Source organism: Arcobacter peruensis (genome assembly GCF_003711085.1).
Lineage (GTDB): Bacteria > Campylobacterota > Campylobacteria > Campylobacterales > Arcobacteraceae > Poseidonibacter > Poseidonibacter parvus.
This window is the reverse complement of the sequence record NZ_CP032363.1, coordinates 1306113-1330849: the sequence shown is the minus strand read 5'-3', so window position 1 is coordinate 1330849 and position 24737 is coordinate 1306113. Positions and strand designations below refer to the sequence as shown.

The 24737-nt window shown below is 27.6% G+C and carries 18 protein-coding genes; 10 read left to right on the top strand and 8 right to left on the bottom strand.

The window, feature by feature from the left end; all coding sequences use genetic code 11:
• The first annotated feature begins 69 nt into the window (after window positions 1-69).
• From D3Z07_RS06820 to D3Z07_RS06775, 10 genes are all read left to right on the top strand, one after another.
• Entirely contained in the window at window positions 70-879 is an 810-nt protein-coding gene (locus D3Z07_RS06820) for a 50S ribosomal protein L11 methyltransferase (protein ID WP_122893405.1), read from the top strand.
• 12 nt (window positions 880-891) lie between these two features.
• Window positions 892-2919 (top strand): ATP-dependent zinc metalloprotease FtsH, encoded by a 2028-nt coding sequence (ftsH, locus tag D3Z07_RS06815; protein WP_122893404.1) that lies wholly within the window; start codon window positions 892-894, stop codon window positions 2917-2919.
• 82 nt (window positions 2920-3001) lie between these two features.
• Window positions 3002-3883, top strand: a complete 882-nt coding sequence (locus D3Z07_RS06810) for a type 2 periplasmic-binding domain-containing protein (RefSeq protein WP_122893403.1) — start codon at window positions 3002-3004, stop codon at window positions 3881-3883.
• On the top strand, window positions 3880-5478 hold the full coding sequence (locus D3Z07_RS06805; protein ID WP_122893402.1) for a sensor histidine kinase: 1599 nt from the start codon (window positions 3880-3882) through the stop codon (window positions 5476-5478). Before D3Z07_RS06810 ends, D3Z07_RS06805 begins: the two co-directional genes overlap by 4 nt.
• 34 nt (window positions 5479-5512) lie before the next feature.
• Window positions 5513-6793 (top strand): GGDEF domain-containing response regulator, encoded by a 1281-nt coding sequence (locus D3Z07_RS06800; RefSeq protein WP_122893401.1) that lies wholly within the window; start codon window positions 5513-5515, stop codon window positions 6791-6793.
• 240 nt (window positions 6794-7033) lie between these two features.
• Window positions 7034-8587: a 2-isopropylmalate synthase gene (locus D3Z07_RS06795; protein ID WP_076084284.1), complete on the top strand. Its 1554-nt coding sequence runs from the start codon at window positions 7034-7036 to the stop codon at window positions 8585-8587.
• Window positions 8588-8719: 132 nt separating this feature from the next.
• The gene (locus tag D3Z07_RS06790) at window positions 8720-10744 is read left to right on the top strand and encodes a DUF1538 domain-containing protein (RefSeq protein WP_122893400.1); all 2025 of its coding nucleotides are present in this window, start codon (window positions 8720-8722) and stop codon (window positions 10742-10744) included.
• On the top strand, window positions 10707-11036 hold the full coding sequence (locus tag D3Z07_RS06785; protein WP_122893399.1) for a thioredoxin family protein: 330 nt from the start codon (window positions 10707-10709) through the stop codon (window positions 11034-11036). The genes D3Z07_RS06790 and D3Z07_RS06785 overlap by 38 nt, the downstream gene beginning before the upstream one ends.
• A 9-nt stretch (window positions 11037-11045) precedes the next feature.
• Window positions 11046-11465 (top strand): heme-binding domain-containing protein, encoded by a 420-nt coding sequence (locus D3Z07_RS06780; RefSeq protein ID WP_122893398.1) that lies wholly within the window; start codon window positions 11046-11048, stop codon window positions 11463-11465.
• Between the two features lies 1 nt (window position 11466).
• Window positions 11467-14427 carry a MutS-related protein gene (locus D3Z07_RS06775; protein ID WP_122893397.1) on the top strand — a complete coding sequence of 987 codons (2961 nt, stop codon included), beginning with the start codon at window positions 11467-11469 and terminating at the stop codon, window positions 14425-14427.
• Between the two features lie 28 nt (window positions 14428-14455).
• On the opposite strand, the gene D3Z07_RS06770 is transcribed toward D3Z07_RS06775, so the two are convergent.
• From D3Z07_RS06770 to D3Z07_RS06740, 8 genes are all read right to left on the bottom strand, one after another.
• Window positions 14456-18160, bottom strand: coding sequence for a transporter substrate-binding domain-containing protein (locus D3Z07_RS06770; RefSeq protein WP_122893396.1), 3705 nt, complete (start codon window positions 18158-18160; stop codon window positions 14456-14458).
• 100 nt (window positions 18161-18260) lie between these two features.
• Window positions 18261-19505, bottom strand: coding sequence for an MFS transporter (locus tag D3Z07_RS06765; protein WP_122893395.1), 1245 nt, complete (start codon window positions 19503-19505; stop codon window positions 18261-18263).
• The gene (ypmT, locus tag D3Z07_RS14420; RefSeq protein WP_407641341.1) at window positions 19502-19663 is read right to left on the bottom strand and encodes a protein YpmT; all 162 of its coding nucleotides are present in this window, start codon (window positions 19661-19663) and stop codon (window positions 19502-19504) included. The genes D3Z07_RS06765 and ypmT overlap by 4 nt, the downstream gene beginning before the upstream one ends.
• Complete coding sequence (gene hisA, locus D3Z07_RS06760; RefSeq protein ID WP_122893394.1) at window positions 19663-20370, bottom strand: 1-(5-phosphoribosyl)-5-[(5-phosphoribosylamino)methylideneamino]imidazole-4-carboxamide isomerase; 708 nt, start codon at window positions 20368-20370, stop codon at window positions 19663-19665. The genes ypmT and hisA overlap by 1 nt, the downstream gene beginning before the upstream one ends.
• Window positions 20371-20388: 18 nt before the next feature.
• Window positions 20389-20994, bottom strand: coding sequence for an imidazole glycerol phosphate synthase subunit HisH (gene hisH / locus D3Z07_RS06755; protein ID WP_122893393.1), 606 nt, complete (start codon window positions 20992-20994; stop codon window positions 20389-20391).
• Between the two features lie 29 nt (window positions 20995-21023).
• Complete coding sequence (locus tag D3Z07_RS06750) at window positions 21024-21596, bottom strand: ComF family protein (protein WP_122893392.1); 573 nt, start codon at window positions 21594-21596, stop codon at window positions 21024-21026.
• A 51-nt stretch (window positions 21597-21647) separates the two neighbouring features.
• Window positions 21648-23435: a translation elongation factor 4 gene (gene lepA / locus D3Z07_RS06745; RefSeq protein ID WP_122893391.1), complete on the bottom strand. Its 1788-nt coding sequence runs from the start codon at window positions 23433-23435 to the stop codon at window positions 21648-21650.
• 150 nt (window positions 23436-23585) lie between these two features.
• Complete coding sequence (locus D3Z07_RS06740) at window positions 23586-24710, bottom strand: OmpA family protein (protein WP_122893390.1); 1125 nt, start codon at window positions 24708-24710, stop codon at window positions 23586-23588.
• Window positions 24711-24737: the final 27 nt, after the last annotated feature.

Here is a 24737-nt window from a genome sequence, read left to right as displayed (position 1 = left end):
AGTTTAGATAAAATATCTCACTTTTTATAAAATAATTTAATTTTATATAGTTAAATAAAAAGGAAATATTTGTCTGAATACTATTTTGAATTAACAATTAATCCAAATAAAAATTATGAACTTTTCTTAGACTTACTTACGTCTTTAACAAACAATGCTATTGAAGAACTTGACGGTACACTAATTGCAAGAAGTGAAGAAGATTTAAGTGATGTAAAAGAAGGTATTGTACAATTTGCAAATGCTTTAAATATTGAGTGTAAAATTACTCATGAAAAAAAAGAGAATATTGATTGGATTAAACAATACCAACAATCTGTAAAGTCAGTTGAAATTGGTAACTTTTATATTCGTCCTTCATGGGAAGAAAAAAAAGATGATAAAATCGATATTATAATTGATCCTGCACTTTCTTTTGGTTCAGGCCATCATGAGACTACTTCATCTTGTATTGAAGCTATTGATAAATATGTGAATGAAAATTCTAATGTTTTAGATGTAGGAACAGGAAGTGGTATTTTAGCGATTGCTGCTGCAAAGAAAAATTGTATAGTTGATATTTGTGATACTGATGATGTTTGTATAAAAGATACTGCTAGTAATTTTGAATTAAATGAAGTTAGCTTTAAAAACTCATGGATTGGTTCAGCTAATAAAGCAGAAAAGAAATATGATGTTGTAATTGCAAATATTGTAGCAGATGTATTAGCCATGATTTCAAAAGATTTGAAAAATAGTTTAAATGATAATGGTATATTGATAATTTCAGGTATTTTAGATAAACACATTGATAGAGTGTTAAACAAATTTAAAGACTTAGAACAATTAGAACTTATTCATAAAAATGAATGGGTAACAGTTGTATTTAAAAATAATTAGGAGTTTTAATTTATGAACGATAGACAAGATAATAACAATAATGGTGGAAATAATAATAATTTTTTTAATAATAATCCATTATTAGTATTTGTAATTTTTTCGATAGTTACTATTTTTGCATTTAAAGCATTATTTCCAGAAAATCAAATGGGTGGTAACTCTAACAATGGTGTAACACCATTTAATACGCAAGCTAAGAATCAAACAATTCCTTATTCAGACTTAAAGAAACTAATAAGCTCTGGTAAAATTGAATATGTTGGTATTGGAAATACTCAAATTAGAGCTGTTTCTAAATCTGGAGCTGGACAAGTTACAACTTATACAGCAAGAAGAGTTATTCCTGATGAAACATTAGTTCCTTCACTAGAAAAAAATGGAATTAATTATGGTGGAATTAACGAAGAGAATGTTCTAGCTGACATTTTATTTGGTTGGGTTTTACCAATTTTTATTTTCTTTGCTATTTGGATGTTTATTGCAAAAAGAATGTCAAAATCAATGGGTGGAGGAGGCGGTGGTCTTCTTGGAATTGGTTCATCTAAAAAGATGATTAATTCTGAAAAACCAAACGTTAAATTTGATGATATGGCTGGAAATAAAGAAGCTAAAGAAGAAGTTCAAGAAGTAGTTGAATTTTTAAGAAATCCAGAAAGATATGTAAAACTAGGAGCACAAATTCCTAAAGGTGTATTACTAGTAGGACCTCCAGGAACTGGTAAAACATTATTAGCTAAAGCAGTTGCTGGTGAAGCAGATGTTGAGTTTTTAAGTGTTTCAGGTTCTGCCTTTATTGAAATGTTTGTAGGAGTTGGAGCTTCAAGAGTTAGAGATTTATTTGAACAAGCTAAGAAAGTTGCACCTGCTATTATTTTTATTGATGAAATTGATGCAATTGGTAAATCTAGAGCTAGTGGTGGTCCAATGGGTGGTAATGATGAGAGAGAACAAACTTTAAATCAATTACTAGCTGAAATGGATGGATTTGCTACTGATGAAGCACCAGTTATTGTATTAGCAGCTACAAATAGACCAGAAGTTTTAGATCCAGCACTTTTAAGACCAGGAAGATTTGATAGACAAGTATTAGTTGATAAACCTGATTTTGAAGGTAGAAAAGAAATCCTTGCTGTACATATTAAAAATGTTGCAATTGGTGATGATGTAGACTTAGTAGAAGTTGCTAAAATGACTGCGGGACTTGCTGGTGCTGATTTAGCAAATATTATTAATGAAGCTGCATTACTTGCAGGTCGAGCTAATAAAGAAAAAGTTACATATGAAGATTTCAAAGAATCAGTTGAGAGACAAATTGCAGGTTTAGAGAAAAAATCTAGAAGAATATCTCCAAAAGAAAGACGTATTGTAGCTTACCATGAATCAGGTCATGCTGTAATGGCAGAGATTACTAAAGGTGCTAAGAAAGTTAATAAAGTTTCTATAGTTCCTAGAGGAATGGCTGCTTTAGGATATACACTTAATACTCCAGAAGAGAATAAATACTTAATGCAAAAGCATGAGTTAATGGCTGAAGTAGATGTTCTTTTAGGAGGACGAGCTGCAGAAGAAGTATTTATTGGTGAGATATCTACAGGTGCTGGAAATGACTTGGAAAGAGCAACTGATATTATTAAATCAATGGCTACTGTATATGGTATGAGTGATGTCGCTGGACTTATGGTTTTAGAAAAAAGACAAAACCAATTCTTAGGTGGACAAACTCAAAAAGATTTCTCTGATGATATGGCAAAAAATCTTGATGAACATGTAAAAACTGTTTTAAATGAAAGATACGATGCCGTTCTTGAATCTTTAAGAGAAAATAAAGATGCAATTGAAGAAATGACAGCAGAATTATTAGAAATTGAAGTAATTACAGGTCAAAGAGTAAGAGATATTATCAAAGATAATGGTGGAACTGTTTTTGAAGATGAAGATTTACATAGTGATGCACTTGTAAAAGATGAAGAAGAAAAAGATACTAAGTCATCAGAAAATAATGATGATACTACTGAAGAAGAAAATCCAAAAAACGATTAATTAAAATATATAAAAGATAAAATAATTTTTATCTTTTATATCTATTCTGCTATACTAAGAGAAAATAATATTTAGGCTAGTGATGAATAATTTACTTAAATTATTACTTATACTCATATTATCCCTTACCTTATATGCAAATGAAGAACTTGAAACTCGCTTTGGTTTTTTATCTGAAGGTACAATTTTATCTACATTTAAAGACGCACGTGTTGCACTTAAAGTTTGGCTAGAAGATACAGCTGATGATAATGATACAGAAGTAGAAATAGAATTTCATAAAACTTCAAGTTCTTTGTATAAAGCTCTAAAAAATAGAAACTTAGATATGGTTGTAATAGACCTACCTTTTTTTATTAAAAATCAAAAAGATATTTTTAAAACAAGCGATAATTTTTGGTCTTTGAGTGTAGTTGATGATAAATTTACACAATATTATTTAATAGCAAAAAAGTCTTTAAATGCAAAAGGTTTTAAAGATATAAAAAATAAAACAGTATCTTTAAAAAAAGGTACTTTAGGAAGTTTTGTTTGGGCTGATAAAAATTCTTATATTAGTAATAAATCTTCATTGAAGAAAGTAACAAAAGAAATTCAAGAAAAGAAAAAAGAATCTTTTGCAGTTTTAAATGTTTTTTTTAATAAATCTGATTTCGCAGTTATTAGAAAAAGAACATGGGATATTATGACAGAACTAAATCCTTCTATTAGTAATAACTTAGAAGTTATTAAAAAATCCAAAAAAAATCATATTCCTTTTATAGGAATTTTTCATAAAAATACAGATAAAAAAGTTATTAATGTATTTTTTAAATTAAGTAAAGAATTAAAAAATGTTGATGGCATTGAGAAAATGGTTGAGTTATTAAAAATAAATACCATATTTAAAATAGATAATGAATATTTAAAAGTTTTAGATAAATATTATAGCGAATACTTTAACCTAATAAAGAAGTACAAATGAGTATAAAGAACTTTAAAAATACGATTTTTTTAAAAGTATTTTTATTAATTTTTATGGCGATTTTCTTAGTTTTAAGTATTTTTTCTTATGAAGTAACAAGATTACAGAAAGAATCAATTCTTGAGACAATTCAATCTCAAGCGAAAAGTATGGCAGATTCTATTGTTTTTATTAATTCTGAATTTATGATTATTGATGATGAAATAAAAATACTTGAATTTGTTTATGATTTTGTACAAGTGAATAAAGAAATACAACAACTTATTGTTTCAAGAAGAAATGGTAATGATTTACTTATTCAAGTAAATAAATGGGAACTAAAAGAAAATACAATAAAAATTGATGATAAAGAACAAGTTAAAAAAGAAAAAGAACGATATAGTATCGGCTTTTCTAAATCTTTAAATAAAAATGTATTCAAATATTCTTATCCTGTATATTTAACAGCAATTCATTGGGGATGGTTACATTTTGAATTATCATTAGATGAATATAACAAGAAACTAAATAGTATGTATAATCAATTTTTATTGTTAGCAATAATTATGTTTTTTTCAACATTAATTGTTTCTTTTTTAATTGCAAAAATGGTATCTAGGCCTATTGTAAAATTAGAAGAAATTTCAGAAGAAATTTATAGTGGAGATTTATCAAAAAGAGTAAATGTAAAAAGTACAGATGAAATTGGAAGATTATCGATAACTTTTAATAAAATGATTGATCGATTAGAAAAGTCACAATTAGAATTAAAAAAATCTCATTTTCAATTAGAATCAAGAGTACAAGAAAGAACAGATGAATTAGAAAATAAATCTAAGCAACTTGAAGAACTAAATGATAATCTAGAATCAAGAGTACAAGATGAAATTTCAAAAAGACAAAAACAAGAACAATTACTTATTCAGCAATCTAAACTTGCAGCTATGGGAGAAATGATTGGTAATATTGCTCACCAATGGAGACAGCCATTAAATGCACTAGGTTTAGTTATCCAAAATATTCAATTATCTTATATGATGGATGAAATGAATGAAGAATTTCTTGATAAATCAGTAGAAAAAGCAAATTTATTAACAAAATCAATGTCTAAAACAATTGATGATTTTAGAAACTTTTTTAAACCGAATAAAGAGATTACAGAATTTAAACTTGATGTTGCAATTAATAACTCATTTGAATTAATAGGTTCGACTCTTAATCATAATAATATAGAATTAGAATATGATTTTAATGAAGAAATTGTTGTTATTGGTTTTCCAAATGAATTTTCACAAGTTATTTTGAATATATTAACAAATTCAAAAGATGCAATACTTGAAAATAAAATCAAAAATGGAAAAATTACATTAGAAATTAAAAAGTGTAGTGATTATGGTTATGTAACTATAAAAGATAATGCAGGTGGAATAGCATTAAATATTATTAATAAAATATTTGATCCTTACTTTACAACTAAAGAAGAAGGTAAGGGTACAGGAATAGGGTTATATATGTCTAAAATTATTATTGAAAAAAATATGAATGGACAATTAAGTGTGGATAATACAAATTTAGGTGCAATGTTTACAGTTAAGGTCCCTTTATGTATAATTTAAATAATAATTTTAATACCATTAAGGGAAAGTATAATTGAAAAGAATAAATAAAACATTATTAAGTAATATCACTATCCTTTATGTTGAAGATGAAAAAATGATTAGTGAAGAAGTCTCTTTCTATTTTAAAAAATATGTAAAAGATTTTTTTATTGCAAATAATGGAGAAGAGGGTTTAAAACTTTTTAAAGAAATACAGCCTGATATTTTAATAACTGATATTCAAATGCCAAAAATGAATGGGCTTGATATGATAAAAGAAATAGGTGTAACATCAGTACCTATTATAATTACTACAGCGTATTCTGATATTGAGTATTTTTTAAAAGCAATTGAGCTTAAAATCTGTAAGTTTGTAATAAAACCAATTAATTTAATAGAATTAATCTTAGATGTCCAATCTTGTGTTTCAAATAATTATCTTCAAGATAAATTATTTGAAAAAGAAAACCTCTTAAAAATAGTTGATGAAAATGTTCTTATTTCAATTACAGATAAAGAAGGTACTATTATTGATGTTAGTAGTGCATTTTGTGAATTTACTCAGTATAAGAAAGATGAACTAATTGGAGAAAATCACAGACTTTTAAGGCATGAGGAAACTCCTGATAGTTTTTATGAAAATATGTGGAACATTATTAGTGTAGGAAAAACATTTAATACTGAAATAAGAAATAAGAAAAAAGACGGAACAGTTTATTGGGCAAATTTAACAATAACACCTGTTTTTAAAAATGAAGAAATAATCAATTATACAGCTGTTAGAAGTGATATTACAAATAAAAAGAAATTAGAACAATTAATAATTGAAGATGATTTAACTAAACTTTATAATAGAAGGCATTTTAATAATATACTAAACCAAGAAATTAGAAGAGCAAAAAGAGAAAACTCTACAATTACATTAGTTAGTATTGATATTGATCACTTTAAGAAATATAATGATACTTATGGCCATCCAATGGGTGATAAAGTCTTATATACTATTGGAAAAGTATTAAAAGAAAATACTTTAAGATCTAGTGATTATGCTTTTAGAATTGGAGGAGAAGAGTTTTGTTTAATCTTCTCTAATTCAACAATTACTGATTCTTGTTTGCATGTTGAAGATATTATTAAAGAAATTGAAGATCTAAAAATTGAACATAAAAATAGTAAAAATAGTGACTTTGTAACTGTTTCTGCTGGAATAATTGTGCAAAATGCAAGTGATATAGTTAATGAAGAAACATTATATAAACATTCCGATATCGCTTTGTATCAAGCAAAAGTTAAAGGTAGAAATCAAGCAGTTCTTTCTGATCATTCTAAATAAGTCTTGACAAAATAGATTAAATTAATTATACTACTGCATATTTAAAATTTAAGGAGAGTTCTATGAAAATATTTAATTTTGCTAACAACCATTTCATCAAAAGTGTTAACTCTTCATTGCTACTTACAAAATCTCTCTAATTTCTACAATTAGATTTTCTCAAACAAATAAATTACATTACAGTTTTTCTTTTTTTATATAAAAAAAGATATAATAATATACATTTTAAAGGGTACAACAATGGACAAAAATAGGATTATAGTATTTGATACAACATTAAGAGATGGAGAACAATCACCTGGTTGTTCAATGAATACAGAAGAAAAAATTAAAATTGCATTACAGTTAGAAAAACTAGGTGTTGATGTTATTGAAGCAGGTTTTGCAGCAGCAAGTCCTGGAGATTTTGATGCAGTTTCAAGAATTGCTGAAAGAGTTTCTAATTCTTCTATTTGTTCACTAAGTCGAGCAATTGATAATGATATCAAACAATCAGGTTTAGCGGTACAAAAAGCAGCTAAACATAGAATTCATACATTTATTGCAACTTCACCAATTCATATGAAATATAAATTAAAAATGAGTGAAGAAGAAGTTATTAAAAGAGCAGTTCATGCAGTAGAATATGCAAGAACTTTTGTTGATGATGTTGAGTTTTCACTAGAAGATGCAGGTAGATCTGAAATTCCTTTTATGAAAGAAGTTATGGACGCAGTAATTGCTGCAGGTGCTTCTACAATTAATTTACCAGATACGGTAGGTTATAGATTACCTCATGAATTAGGTGCAATGGTAAAAGAATTATCTGATTTTGCAGGTGATCGTGCGATTATTTCTGTTCATAATCATAATGATTTAGGATTAGCAACTGCTAATACTTTAGATGCTGTAATGAACGGTGCTAGACAAATTGAAGTTACAATTAATGGTTTAGGTGAAAGAGCTGGAAATTCCGCTTTAGAAGAAGCTGTAATGGCTATTAAAACAAGACGTGATGCTTTTGGTGATTTATACACTGGAATTAATACAGCTGAAATTTACCCAACATCTAGATTAGTTGCAACAATTACAGGTGTTGAACCACAACAAAATAAAGCAATTGTAGGTAAAAATGCATTTTCTCATGAAAGTGGAATTCATCAAGATGGTGTTTTAAAACATCAAGAAACTTATGAAATTATGAAACCTGAAGATGTTGGAGTGTTTAAAGACTCTACTTTAATTTTAGGAAAACATTCAGGTCGTGCTGCATTTAGAGATAAAATTGAGCACTTAGGTTTTGATAAAGTTACAGATGAAGAGTTAAATGCTGCATTTGAAAGATTCAAAATTTTAGCAGATAAGAAAAAAGATGTAAGTGATGATGACATCAGAATGTTAATTACAGATGAAGCATTAAATCAAGATAAAACTTATGAGTTAGTTGGTTTACAAATTTCTGATTGCTCAAACGGTGTTCCAACAGCGGCTGTTTCTATTAAATTCCAAGACCAAATTATGCAAGATGCAGCAATTGGTGATGGAACAATGGATGCTATTTTCAAAACAATTGATAGATTAACAGGATACAATGGCGAACTTAAAGATTATAAAGTTACATCTGTATCTGAAGGTAAAGATGCTTTAGCAAAAGTTACAACTAGAGTTGCTTTTGATGAAAGTTCACCTGCATTTGTAGGACATGGTTTAAGTATTGATACAATGCTTGCAACTGCAAAAGCATATTTAAGTGCATTAAATTCTTATCTTTCTCAAAAAGAAAGATTATCTAAACAAACTTCTCACCAAGTTTAATAATATAAAGTAGAGTTTCTCTACTTTATAAATAACTTGACACAAATCAATTTCTTATCAAAAAAAGGCTATAATATCTATATTAGCTAGATTAAATAATAATCTAGAATAACATGGAGGACATATAGTTATATGATGCAGTTTAACTTCTTTTTAAAACTTTTAAGAGAATCTTTTAGGGATTTAATTCCAATTATTGTTGTGATTTTATTTTTCCAATTAGCAATTATTCAAGCCGTACCAGAAGGTTGGGTAAATACTGCAATTGGTTTAGGTATTGTAGGTGTGGGACTTGCAATATTCTTACAAGGTCTAGAAATTGGTGTTTTCCCAGTTGGTGAAGGATTGGCAAGAGATTTTGCTAAATCGGGATGGACAACTTGGATTTTAATATTTGGTTTTTTAATTGGTTTTGGTACCACTATAGCAGAACCTGCACTTGCTGTAATTGCAGATAAAGCAGCTTCCATTTCAAGTGGAAGAATTGATGCAAGTGTTCTTAGATTTGTAGTTGCAGGTTCAGTTGGTTTTGCAATTTTATTAGGTGTATTTAGGATTATTAAAGGTCATCCTATTCACTACTATATCATTGCTGGATATATTTTAGTAGTTACTGTTACTTTTTTTGCACCTCCTGAAATTATTGGATTATCTTATGATTTAGGTGGAGTTACAACTTCAACTGTAACAGTACCTTTAGTTGCAGCTCTTGGTATTGGCCTTGCCTCAAATATTAAAGGAAGAAATCCTGTAATTGATGGTTTTGGTCTTATTGCTTTTGCTTCATTAACACCTATGATATTTGTACAAATTTATGGAATTGCAGTATATAATTTAGTTGATGCTCAAGATGTTGCAAATGTTGTAGTTAAAGCTGCTATTTCTTCACCTACAGATATTACATTTGAATCTGTTCTTTATGGAATAGTATCAGTAATTAAAGATGTAATTCCTATTTTAGCAATTATACTTTTCTTTCAATATGGTGTATTAAAAAAACCTATTCAAAATCTTAAAACAGTATTTTTAGGTTTTGCACTTGTTATTATTGGATTATATGCCTTTATTTTAGGTCTTGAAATGGGTCTATTCTCACTTGGTGAGACAATGGCTTATCAATTAACAAAAAGAGATTCTGTTTTTGTAATTTATGCATTTGCCTTTGCGATTGGTTTTTCTACAACTATGGCAGAACCAGCACTTATGGCAATTGCAAAAAAAGCAAAAGATATCTCAGATGGTAAAATCAATGATTTTGCACTAAGATTATTCGTAGCACTTGGTGTTGCTATTGGTATTGCTTTAGGTGCATTTAGAATTGTTGATGGTGGTCATATTCACTACTACATTATTGTTGGATACTTAATTGTTATTCTTCTTACTTTTATAGCTCCTAAATATATAATTCCAATTGCTTATGATTCAGGTGGAGTTACAACTTCAACTGTAACAGTTCCTCTCGTAGCTGCCCTTGGTATTGGATTAGCAACTAATATTGAAGGAAGAAGTCCACTTATTGATGGTTTTGGTCTTATTGCTTTTGCTTCATTATTTCCAATGATTACTGTTATGGTATATGGAATTTTAACTGAGAAATTTGGTGTTAAATCAGATACTCAAATTGAACAAGAAGATTTACTTCATGATAATTTAGCTGATGCTGAGAATATGGACTTAGCAACTGTTAATATTGATGGTTCAACTACAAGACACTCATTATCTTTAGAGTTTTCAGCTGTTGTTGTAATAGTTCCTGTTGATAAAAAACTTGATGCAATTCAAGCAGCACATAAAGCAGGAGCATCAGGTGTTACTGTTTTAAGAGCTGATGGAATTGGGCTTGAAGAAATGGCAAATTTCTATAGAACATCTTTTGAAGCAAATGATACTTTACTATTGTTCTTACTTCCAAAATATTTAGTAAATGAAGTTGTAAAACAAATTATACATTCATTACATATTACAACAAGTGGAAAAGGTATTGCCTTTGCCTTCCCATTAACACATATGAAAGGTATCTCTTTATCAAAAGAAGATATTTTCAAAGAACAAGCTTATCAAGTAAACCTAAATAAAGATGAACCAATTTCTTGTTTAGATGAAGAACATGAGGATAATAATGAAGCAAGTACAAAACCTTCAACAACTACAAAATAGTATTAATACAGGAGCTCCTGTATTAGTATATTTTTCTGGTGAAAACTGCTCTGTTTGTAAGGTATTAAAACCAAAAATTGAAGAAGAGATAAAAAAGAATTTCCCATTATTTGAAACTTATGAAGTTAAAACAGATATACATAAAGAAATTACAAGTCATTTTACGGTATTTTCTATACCTACAATGTTGGTATTTTTTGATAAAAAAGAGTTTTTTAGAAAAGGTCGTAATATATCGGTTTCTATGTTTATTGAAGAATTAAAAAGACCATATGATTTAATGACAAAATAGAGTATATAAATGAAAAGAACACTTCTTATTTTTTTAATTGTATTTATAGTAATGCAGTTTATTCAAACAGAGCAATCAAATGAAGCCATTGTTAAAGATAATGAAATTAAAGCTCCTTTGGAAGTTTATACAATCTTAAAACAGTCTTGTTATGATTGTCATTCAGATAATGTAAAATGGCCTTGGTACTCAAAAATTGCACCTGCTTCTTGGATTATAAGTTCACATGTAAATAGTGGAAGAGATGCATTGAATTTCTCGCAGTGGGAAACATATACAAAAGAAGAAAAAGAAAAAGAACTAAAAGATATATATAGAACGGTTTACGCAGTAATGCCACTACCAAGTTATATTTGGCTTCATCCTGAAGCAGATTTAACAAAAGAACAAAGAAGTTTAATTAGAAAATGGACTGGGGTTAGAAAGTAAAGTGAGAGAAGAAGTAGCAGAAATATTAAGTGACAGGAAAACACTTTTAACAATTACATATTTTAAATTACAAAGATTGTTTGAAAAGAAATATGGTAAAAATACCGTAGTTCTTATGGAAATAGGAACATTCTTTGAAGTTTATGAAGTAAATAATGATGAAGAACAAATAGGTAAAGCAAAAGAGATTGCAGAACTATTAAATATACAACTTACAAGAAAAAACAAAACTATTTTAGAAAACTCTCCTACAAATCCTATAATGGCAGGGGTTCCAGCAATTTCACTTGAAAAACACCTTGCTCGAATAATATCAGAGCAAAAATACACAGTAGTACTAATAAAACAAAAAGGAATTCCACCTAATGTTACTAGATATCTAGACACAGTTGTAAGTCCTGGAACAAATTTTGATTTTGTATTAGATCAAGATGAAAATAATATTACTTCAATTTTAATTGACCAAATTAGAGGAATATATTTACTTGGATATTCAGCAATTGATGTAACAACCGGAAAGTGTTATTACAACGAAGTTCATGGAACTAGTGAAGATAAGTTTTTTGCCTTAGATGAGGTATTTAATTATATGAATATGCATAAAACTAATGAAGTTATAATTACCTTTGCAGATAAAAATATAAATCAAAAAGAGGTAATTGATTATCTTGAATTATCTTTAAAAACTTTTCATATTGCCTCTTTTAGACCTAAAATTTCTTATCAAAATGAATTATTTAAAAATGTATTCAATATTCAATCGCTTTTAACAGCAATTGAGCATTTAGATATGGAAAGAGTCCCTTTAAGTACTGAATCACTTTGTGTTTTAATTGATTTTGTAATAGGACATGATTCTAATATTATTCAAAAATTATCGCTTCCTTCTAAACTAGATATTAGTAAATATATTTATTTAGGAAATAATGCAATTGAGCAATTAAATATAATTGAAACATCACATAATCCAAGTTTAATAAAACTAATAAACAACACTTCAACAGCAATGGGAAAAAGACTTTTAAAAGAAAGGCTAACGCATCCTGTAAAAGATTCAAAAGAGCTCTTACGAAGATTTGCACTTTCAAAAGAGTTGTATGATTATCATGCTCCTATTGAAAATGAGTTAGCAAATATTTATGATATTGAAAGATTAACAAGAAGAATTAAACTAAATCGTTTACATCCTTTTGAGTTAAACTATTTATATGATTCACTTTTAAGTATTAAAGAAGTTGTTTCTTTTATGGAAAACTATAAGTTTATTAAACCACCTTGTACAAGTGCACAATTAGAACAATTTATTCAATCAATTGATTCTACATTTGATTTATCAATTTGTGGTAAATATATGCTAAAAGATGTTGAAGGTAATATGGTAAATGGTGGAATCAATACAAAAATTGATGAACTAAATACACAAAATGATATTTTGTATTCAAAATTAGAGCTTTTAAAAAAACATATATTAGGTTTTTTAAATAGCAGTGAAGACTCAAATTTTGTAGGAATAAATAGACTAGATAAAGAAGGTTTTTTCTTAACTTTAACAAAAAATAGATTTAATTTAATCAAAGAAGATTTATTAAATTCTCATATTATTATTGATGATGATTTACTTTTATTTAAAGACTTTACTATAAAAATTCAAACAAACTCTGTGAAAATATTTTGTAAATTAACAGAAGAAGTTTCTGATAAATATGTACATAATTTAAGAAAAATTATTGAATTAAATAAACTTGTATTTAAAGAAAAAATTACAGAGTTTGAAAAAAAGTTTGCAACACTTTTAGAAGAGTTAGTGCAGTTTATTGCAGAAGTTGATTTAACTGTATCAAATATTAAAACAGCAAAAAAATATAATTATGTTTGTCCTAAAATTGTAAAAACAAAAGATAATGAAAATTTTATTGAAGCAATTGATTTAAGACATCCAATCATTGAAGCAAATGAAGAGCAGGGTATTTATGTACCAAATGATATTATTTTAGGTGAACTCTCCCTTGCATCAAAAGAGTACAAAGATAATGTAATCATTAAAAACTCAAACCCTGTTAATATGAATAATAATAAAATGCATGGTGTTTTATTATATGGTATTAATTCTTCTGGAAAATCTTCACTTATGAAAGCAATAGGAATAGCTGTAATTCTTGCACAAGCTGGTTTTTATGTTCCTGCAAAATCTATGAGATTTTCAATTTTTGATGCTGTTTATACTAGAATTTCTGGAGCTGATAATATTGCAAAAGGATTATCATCTTTTGCAGTTGAAATGCTTGAGTTAAAAAATATATTCAATCGTGCAACGAAAAAATCACTTATCTTAGGTGATGAAATATCACATAGTACTGAAACAATGAGTGGGTTATCAATAGTTGCAAGCTCAATTTTAAAGCTTTCAAAACTTGAATCAATTTTTGTTTTTGCAACGCATTTACATCAATTACCTGAAATTGAAGATATTGAAAAACTAAAAAATATTATTGCACTTCATTTATCTGTTATGTACAACAATGATGAAGATAAGCTAATCTTTGATAGAAAACTAGCTTACGGAAGTGGTTCTTCTATGTATGGCTTAGAGTATGCAAAATCTTTACATATGGATAAAGAGTTTTTATCTGTAGCAAATGATATTAGAAAAAAACTAACAGATGACTATGATTCAATTGAAAGATTGAGTATGAGAAAAACTTCTAAATACAATAAGAACGTGTATGCAAGTTCATGTGTAATTTGTGGAAAAGCTTGTGATGATGTTCATCACATAAAAGAGCAAGCAAAAGCAAATAAAGAAGGTTTTATAGAGCATATAAATGCAAATCATAAATACAACCTTATTCCTTTATGTAAAGAACATCACAAGCAAGTACATGATGGAACAATTAATGTAAATGGTTTTGTAGCAACATCAAGCGGTTTAGAACTTCACTATACTGATGCTAGTAAATCATAAGTATAGGAAGTTTTAAATAACTTAATATTTATTCTTTAATTTCTACTTTAAAGTATTTATCTAAAACCTCATTCATTTCATTATAAACAATTGGTTTTGCAATATGCATATTCATTCCAGCTTTCAATGACTTATCGATATCCTTAGGCATAACACCTGCACTTAAAGCAATAATAGGAATATTTTTATTACTCTGACGTATTATTTTTGTTGCTTCATAACCGTCCATAATTGGCATTTGTATATCCATAAAAATAATATCATATTCATTTTCCATTACTTTATCTACTGCTTGTTTTCCATTTATTGCATAATCAGTATTAAAACCAATCTTCTTTAATGTCTCAGATATCACAATTTGATTAATTTCATCATCTTCTACAAATAATGCTTTTTTACTTTTTGTTAAAGAATAATAAGTGCTAGTAGGGATTTCTTTAACATCATTTTCAATACCAGTACTTTTTAATGAAAGCTCTACAAAGAATGTACTTCCTTGTCCTTGTGTAGATTGCGTAGATATTTTACCTTCCATAAGTTTAACTAATTGATAAACAATTGAAAGCCCTAAACCTGTTCCTTTATGTTCCCTTGTATTTGATTGATCAGATTGATTAAATGAATTAAATAAAGATTTTTGAACTTCTTTATTCATCCCAATTCCTGTATCAACAATAGTGAATTTTAAAACATTATCACCATTCTTTTTAATTTTTTTCCTAATTTTTAGTTTTATATAACCTTTATTTGTAAATTTAGTAGCATTACTTATTATATTCATTAATATTTGTGAAATTCTAAATTCATCTCCAATTACATTTTCTTGTATTTCTTCATCTATATCAATTATATATTTTAATCCTTTTTCTTTTATATTTATCTCAGTTATTGATTTAATATGAGCAATCATAGATCTAAGTGAAAACTCTTCTTCAAATAGTTTTATATTTCCAGTTGATAGGGCTGAGTAATCTAATATATCATTAACAATATTAGTTAATATCTCTGATGACTTTTGAATGATTTTTAGTTGTTCTTTATGCTTTTGTTTAAGATCATCACCTTCATCTAACATAAGTCTAGTAACACCTACTATTCCATTTAAAGGTGTTCTAATTTCGTGCGACATGTTTGCTAAAAACTGAGCTTTTATTTTTGATAGTTCAAGAATTTTTTCATGCTGATTAATTAACTCAACTTGCCTAATACGTAAATCTTCTTCTGTAATTAAAAGCTCTTCATTTGAATTTTGAAGTTCTTGATTTGTAGTTTGTAATTGCTCATTAGATATTGATAACTTTAAGTTAAGGTTTTTTAAATCTTTTGTTTGTTCACTTACTTTTTCTTCTAAGTTTTCATTAAATTTTAGTAGTTTAATATTTATCTTTTTTAATTCTTTTTTACTTTTAAAGTCTTTATAAAAATAATAAAAAGCTAATAATAAAAGTATAATTGAAATTATAATATAAAAAGTATTATTCGTTTTTACTTCTTTTATTTCAATTCCCATCCATTTATTTTGAATATCTTTATGCTCTTTTTTAGTAATTTTAGAAAGGGCTTTTTCTAAAATATTATGAAGGATAATTTTATCTTTTCTACTTGCAATACTTAAATTCATTTCCATATTTGCATATCCTGCTATTTGGATATGTTTTGTATTAAAGTGACTTGCATTATATGAAAGTGTAGGCAAAATTGCTAAAGCAGCATAAGCCTCTTCTTTTGATACTTTTCTTAGAGAATCAAGAAAATCCTCTGTCTCAATGATTTTAGTATTTGGATATTGTTTTAATATTTGAGTAATTGTTGCAGAACCTTCTTTTCTAGCGATTGATTTATCAACAATATCTTCTAAGCCTTTTGCAAAAGGTTTATCATCTTTTGTAAGAATTGCATATCTATAATTAAGATAAGGCTTTGTAAAAAGGGCATATTTAGATCTTTCTTCATTTTTTACTAATATGGGGATGATATCACACTTTTTATCTTTCAAAAACTCTTGAGTTTGCTTCCATGTAGTTGTAGGAATGTATTCAAATTCAATTTTATTATTAAGTTTTTCTTTAATAAGATTCATTGTATCAATAGAAATACCTTCATATTGTTTAGCAGTTTCATTATAAAAACCAATTGGTTCCCAAATTGGATTAGCACACATTCTTATACTTTTATTATTTTTAAGCCAGTTTTGTTCTTCTTGTGATAAAAATGATTTCTTTGGAGTTTTTATAAACCACTTATCATAAAGAATATTCATTTCTTGCGCTGATATTGAAGAAAAGGCTTTGTCAAATATTGATTTTAATATTTCGTTTGAGTTATTAAAAACTATATAAGTAAGTCTTGTGAAGAAATGTTTGTTATTTAAAGTAACATTATTAACTTTTTTCTCAAGCTCATTTATATTAATTATATATTTTAAAACTGCTTGATTTGATATTGCAAAGTCACTTGTTTCATCTATTACTGATTGAATTAAATCAAAATTATTATCAAGCAACTTTATTTTTGTATTAGGATAATACTTTCTAAGTACTTTCTCAATATGATAACCTTTTACTACACTTACTGTTTTATTTTCAATATCATTAAAAGTATAGTTTTTATTTTTTAAAGACACTAATCCTATATTTGTATCAAGTATTGATTCTTCTGTAAATAAAAGTTCTGTATCTCTTTGGGGAGTTTTTATATAATGACTTACAAAATCAAGCTTATTTTTAAGAAGCATATCTTTTGCTTCTTTTTTATTTTCTATTGGAATATACTCTATTTTTTTATCTATTTTTTCACTAATTATTTTAATTAAATCAACAAGAAAACCTCTATTTAAATTATTTTCTTTAAATAAATATGGAAAATATTTATCTTCAAATTGTGTTCTAAGAAAAGCTTTCGAATCTAAATATTTTTTTTCTTCACCACTTAAATTAAGACTTGATACTTTATCATCGTTTCCTAGATATTTACTAAATATTTTTGCTTTTTCATTTGCATTTAAAGTTGATATAGCTTTATCTATAATTGATTGTAAAAGCTTATCATTTGGTTTAATTGCAGTAGTTGTATCAAGTGAAAATTCTGTTATATTATATGCTGTTTTTATATTTGTTAAAGCATAATCTGCAAGTAGATATTTATCACTGCTAAAAGATATTACTGCATCTAAAGAGCCATTATCTAATTTATAAAAAGAGTCAATAGAAGTTTTAGTTGGAGTAAAATCAATAATGTCTTTGTATTTAGCTAAAGCTTTATGTAAAAAAATTATATTAGTATTAAATCCTACTTTCTTTCCTTTTAAATCAGATATAGAGTTTATTTTATCGTTTTCATCATCTTTTGCATATATACTTAATGAACCATTAGCAAATGTTGTTGCAGTTAAAAAGCCTCTTTTCTTTGCTATTGTATAGTTCATATAAGGAATTACATCTACTTTACCATCTTTTAGATTTTTTAATGTTGTTTGCCAATCATCTATATGATATTCAAATTTTAAATTGAACTTCTGGCTTAAAAGATTATATACGTCAGGTATAATTCCTCTTATATTTCCTGTAGATGATTTTATTATATATGGTTCGAATACATCAGCATAAGCTATTTTAATAATAGGCTTGTTTTCTAAATATTCTAATTCTTTATCTGTCAAATTAAGATTTATTTCTTTATTATTATTTGCAAGCGCTGAAAATAAAAAAATGAATAGTATTAATAAATACTTCATTGTAACTCCTTATCTTAATATATTATAATATCATAGAGTTACTATAATTAAGCTAGGAGATAAAATTATTTATTTATTTTTAAGAAATAATTAAGAGAAATTATTCTTTCGTAACATCAGGAAGTTTTAAAGCCATAAATATTCCAAGTACACCAATTAAAGAAAGTAGTAAAATAATTCCATTTAGACCAATTAAAGAACTTAAAAACCCAATGAAGCCTGCAAATAGTAAAACAAAACCAATAATTGAATTGCTAACAGCTACATAATCAGTTCGTTTATTACCACCTGCTAAATCTACAAGATAAGTTTTTCTTCCAATTCTTATACCTTGATACCCAACAGTTAAAACAAAATAGATTAAAGGCATAAGCCAAATAATAGAGAAGATATTCTCAAAAAATGTAGCTAGAATAAATACTAAAAATCCTAAAGAAAAATCTGCAAGTCCAGAAGCTAAAATAAATAAACCTAATAAATAGTTATTTGAATTAGAGTGTTGTTGCGCTAAAATTACAAAAAATGGAGCAGATAAAACTGAACATAAAAATAAAGCTCTTGAAATTACAAATAGTCTAAAACTTTCATCTGTCTTTAATAAGCTAATTTTTTTTAAAGCAACACTAATCGCATTTCCTCCACCATCAGTTTCACCTTCAAATTCATTAATTTTTAAGTAAACTAAACCTGCAATTATCCAAAAAAATCCTGCACAAAATAGTAGTATTCCAAAGTTTTGAGGTGAAAAAGGTTTCTCTCCTACAAATAAAAAATAAACACCAAGTCCTATAATTAAAACTCCTGCTAAACTTCCTGAGTAACCATTTAAAGCTCCACGTCTAGTTTTCGGTATTGTTTTTCCTAGTACATCTTTTGCGGCAACTGAGCTTAAACCTCTTGCTAAACTAAAAAGTATAATTAAAAAAATAATAGCAATTCCAGCACTAAGGCCTTGCATATTCCAAGCAACTATTCCAATACCAATCATTGTCAAAGCTTGTAAAAAAGCACCAATACTCCAAATATATTTTCTTATAGGAAGTTTTCTTACATAAGCAGCTATTAAAAGTTGAGGTAAAAGTGAGCCAGATTCTCTAATTGGAACTAAAAAACTTATTAAAAATAGTGGAACTGCTAAGGACTCCATAATCCAAGGAATGATTACTTTTGTATTAGCAACTGAATCTGCAAGCTTATTAAAAAAATAGCTAATAATAGTTAAAAAGAAATTTCCAGGAACTACTTTACAAGCTTTTTCATCAATAGCTTTACAAACTCTTGCATCTTCTTCATTCATCATTTTTTCATAAATTGATTCTGATTTTAATCTAAGTTTTTCTTTCATTTTTGGTTTCTGTCTTTTTTTGTTTTGAGGATATTTCTAAGCATTAATAGAATAAAAAATAATGCAATAGAAATATTTATATAAAAGCCTTGCATATTACCATCTTCAAAAAATGTATATGCAAGAAATGAGAATATTATAGAGATAATAAGGCACATTAAAGAGCCTTAAAACCTTCTTCTAAATCAAGTGTACCTTCATAGAAAGCTTTTCCTACAATTACACCTGCAATGTTTCCATTTTCTTTACAGTTTGTTATATCGTTGATATCTTTTACTCCACCAGATGCAATTGTATCAATACCAGATGCAAGTGCAATTGATTCAGTGAATTCTACATTTACACCACATAGCATTCCATCTTTTGAAATATCAGTACAAATGATAGCTTCTACACCTGCATTTGCAAACTCTTTAGCTAATGTTGTAGCTTCCATAGTAGAAACTTCAGCCCAACCTTCAACTGCTACCATTCCATTCATTGCATCAATTCCAACTGCTATTGGATATTTTGAAGCCATATCTTTTACAAATTGTGGATCTTTAACTGCAATTGAGCCTAAAATTAATCTATCAACTCCAAGTTCAATATACATCTTAATAGTTTCTTCATCTCGTATACCACCACCTAGTTCAATTTTTAAATTACAGTTTTCTCTGATTTTTCTAATTTGCTCTAAGTTTGCTGGTTCTCCTGCAAATGCACCATTTAAATCAACAATATGAAGCCATTTAGAACCTAATTCTTCAAATCTTTTAGCGACCATCCAAGGCTCATCTGAATAGATTTTTGCACTATCCATTAAACCTTTACTAAGTCTTACTGCTTTTCCATCTTTTAAATCAATCGCTGGTAAAATATCCATAATTTATTATTCCTCTTTTTATATCTTCATAAAGTTTTGTAAAATTTTTAGTCCATTATCATGAGACTTTTCAGGGTGTGGTTGGAAACCATAAATATTATCTTTATTAACAGCACTTACAAAATCATAACCATAAGTTGTCTTTCCAATAATATTTTCTTCTTTTGTTACTGCGTGATATGAGTGAACAAAATAAAGATAAGGGTCTTTTAAACCTTCAAAAAGTGCATGTTCTTTATTAGTAATTGTATTCCAACCCATATGAGGTATTTTGAAATCTTCATGCATTTTTGTTTTATCAAATTTAATTACTTCGCCTTCAATTAATCCAAGACCATCAGTATGTCCAAACTCTTGTGAACTTTGAAATAAAAGTTGCATTCCTAAACAAATACCAATCATTGGTTTTCCACTTTTTGAAAACTCATGAATAGCGCTATACATACCAGTATCATTTAAGTGTTCCATAGCATCTTTATATGCTCCAACACCTGGTAATATGATTCTATCATAGTTTTTTAAGTCGTTTGGATCTTTAATAATTGTAGCTTTAGCATCTAATAAATGGCAAGCATTATAAACACTTGCTAAGTTTCCCATATTATAATCAATAATTCCTATCACATTAATCCCTTTATTAAAACGCAATTATACTAAAGTTTAGCATCTGCTAAGGTTAAAGAAAAGAGGATTTTATTGTTTTTCTTTTCTAAAGCTGCTTTTGCTTCAAGTATTGTGCTACCTGTTGTGATTAAATCATCACAAAGTATGATGTTTTGATTTGAAATATCTTTTATTTCAAAATCTCTAGGATTATTTTTTCTAAACTCTTGGTCTTTTCCTGCATATTTTACAATATTTCTAGCTTTGCATTTATTATATTTAGGTTTTATGATTTTTGATTTAAGATGTTTACTAAGTATTGCAGTATGTGAAAACTCATGCCTTGTATGGTCATCAATAGCAATTGCAATAATATTTTCATCATAGTTAAAATTTTTAGAGAATTTAGCAAATGAGAGTTTTGCTAACAAATTAAAAACTCTATCTCCGTGAAAATAGTATTTAGAAAGAATTAAATCTTCTATATCGCTAAAAGCATAAAATGAATAATTATAAAAATCTTTTGATATTTCTCTTTTATGAAAAGAGGGGGAGAGTAAGTTTTTTTGACATGTTTTACAAATTATTGAAAAACATAGATTATGACAAGCTAAACATTTCATTTATAATAATACTATTTATTACTATAAATGTAAAGCTTGGGTATTAAAGAATTAAATCTTTAATACCGCCATAAATGCTTCTTGTGGAACGTTTACTTTTCCAATAGATTTCATTCTTTTTTTACCAGCTTTTTGTTTATCAAGTAATTTTCTTTTTCTTGTAATATCTCCACCATAACATTTTGCTGTTACGTTTTTACCTGTTGATTTTACAGTTTCTCTTGCAATAATATTAGCTCCAATACTAGCTTGAACTGCTACTTCAAATAGTTGTCTTGGAATTAATTCTTTTAAGGCTTTAATAAACTCTCTACCTTTTGATAAAGCTTTATTCTCTGGAACAATAATAGATAATGCATCTACAACTTCACCTGCAACTTTAATATCAAGTTTTTGTAAAACTCCTGGTCTAAAACCAATTGGTTCATAATCAAATGACGCATAACCTTTTGTAGTAGATTTTAATCTATCATAAAAATCCATTACAATTTCATTCATAGGAATATCATAATCTAGTAAAACTCTTTTACCTATGTAATCCATTTTATTTTGAACACCTCTTTTATCATTAAGAAGTTTAATTACATTTCCTAAAAACTCATCAGGAACTAAAATAGTTGCTTTTACATAAGGTTCAAAAATTGTATCAATATGATTTGGCATAGGAAGTTCACTAGGGTTTTGAATTGAGATTTTTTCTCCATCAACTTTTAAAACTTCATATACAACAGTTGGAGCAGTTGCTATTAAATCAAGATTAAATTCTCTCTCTAATCTTTCTTTGATTACTTCCATATGAAGCATACCCAAAAACCCTGTTCTAAATCCACTTCCAAGTGCTGCTGAACTTTCTGGTTCATAAGAAATTGAAGAATCATTAAGTCTTAATTTATCTAAGGCATCTCTTAAGTCTTCAAATTTATCTGTATCAATTGGATAAATTCCTGCAAATACAAAAGGTTTAGCAGGTTCGAATCCATCAATAGCTTGAGGAGTTCTGTTTTTTGCATCTGTAATTGTATCACCAACTGCAATAATATCTACAGTTTTAATTCCAAGAACTACAATACCAATTTCACCTGTTTTAATTTCATCAGTTTGTTGTTTTTTTAAAGGATGAGGATACATTAAAGATAATACTTGTTGTTCATGTTCTGTATTCATCATACGAACAACTTGACCTTTTTTAATACTTCCTTCATATACTCTAACAAGTGCTAATGCACCTAAGTAACTATCAAACCATGAATCATAGATTAATGCTTTTGTAGGTGCATTTGTATCACCTTTTGGAGCTGGAACTCTATCGACAATTGAATCAATTAAATCTCTTACACCTAATCCTGTTTTTGCAGATATTAAGTTGTGCTCTGTACAATCAAGTCCAATAGCTTCTTCAACTTCTTCTAGTACTCTATCAGGATCAGCAGAAGGTAAATCAATTTTATTAACAACTGGCAATAACTCTAAATCATTATCCATTGCAATATATACATTTGCAATAGTTTGAGCTTCTACACCTTGAGTTGAATCTACAATTAAAAGTGCACCATCAGATGAAGCTAAAGACCTACTTACTTCATAAGAAAAGTCAACATGTCCTGGAGTGTCAATTAAGTTTAAAACATAGTTTTGACCATCTTTTACATAATCAAGTCTTACACTTTGTGCTTTAATTGTAATACCACGTTCTTTTTCAATATCCATAGTATCCATTACTTGTGCTGACATATCTCTATCGGCTACTGAACCACATTCTTGAATAATTCTATCAGCTAGTGTTGATTTTCCGTGATCAATATGAGCAATGATACTAAAGTTTCTAATATTTTCTTGCAAGGTTATTATCCTTAATGTCTATTATTTATCGCGATTATATCTAAAGTTTTGTAAGTTTATTGTTAAATTTTAAAAGTAGTAGTTTTACTGTGTAGATAAAGACTTAGATAATTTATCTAAGTCTTATATATTTTAGAAGATTATTGTTTGTTATTGGTTAATTAAACCTGTAACTCTTCTGTTTTCTGCTCTTCCTTCCGCTGTATCATTTGTAGCAATTGGTTGAGTTTCTCCATATCCAATTGATTGAAGTCTTGAAGGTGAAATATTTAATTTTTCTAAAGATCTTACTGTTGAAGCAGCTCTTTTTTCAGATAGTCTTTGGTTGTAGCTTTCAGAACCTCTTGAATCTGTATGTGCTTCAATTGTAGCTTTTAAGTTTGTATTTTCATTTAATAAATTTGCAAACTCTTGAAGTTTAGAATTGTATCTAGATTTGATTTTATCAGACATAGTATCAAATTTAATATTTAAGTTGATTGTTGCCAGACAACCATCTTCATTAACTTGAACACCAGGAGATGTATTTGGACATTTATCAAGTCTGTTTACAATTCCATCATTATCATCATCAATTTCACAACCATTTTCATTAACAACTGCACCTGGAAGTGAATCTGGACATAAATCTTTTGAGTTTAATACTCCATCATTATCATCATCACCATCAACAACTGGTACAACAGCAACAGGTTCTTCAATAACTGGAACTTTAGCAGCAATATTTTCTGAGTATTTTTTACCTAAAGGCATTGCAAGCCCAAGTGTATACATTACATCATTTGATTTGTCATTAAATCCAAATAAGTGTCTTACATCACCTTTTACAGCAACTCCATAATATGGAAGATCATATCTTAATCCAACACCATAGTTTACTAATGCCGAATCATCATGATCTTTTATTTCTTGAGTTACATCTTGGTATCCCGCACCAACTAAACCATAAGCAGCTAATTTTTCAGTTAATGGTAATTTTTTTACAGCATTTAAAAATACTCTATTAATATTAGTATTTCCATTTGTTGTACCTTTATAATTAAGGCTATCACTTCTCATAATTGCAAGTTCAACTTGGTCTAAAAAAGATTCTTTTAAATTTTTAGCTAATGAAATACCAGCATTTGCATAATTGTCATTTGCAAGATTTGATTGACTATCAGATAAAATTCCTGCAGCAAAAGGAGTTACTTCATAGCTATAGTTACTACTTGGTGCACTTTGAGCGAACATAATAGATGCACATAATGCAGATGTTAATAAAATTTTTTTCATTTAACTTCCTTGTATTTAAATAATTTA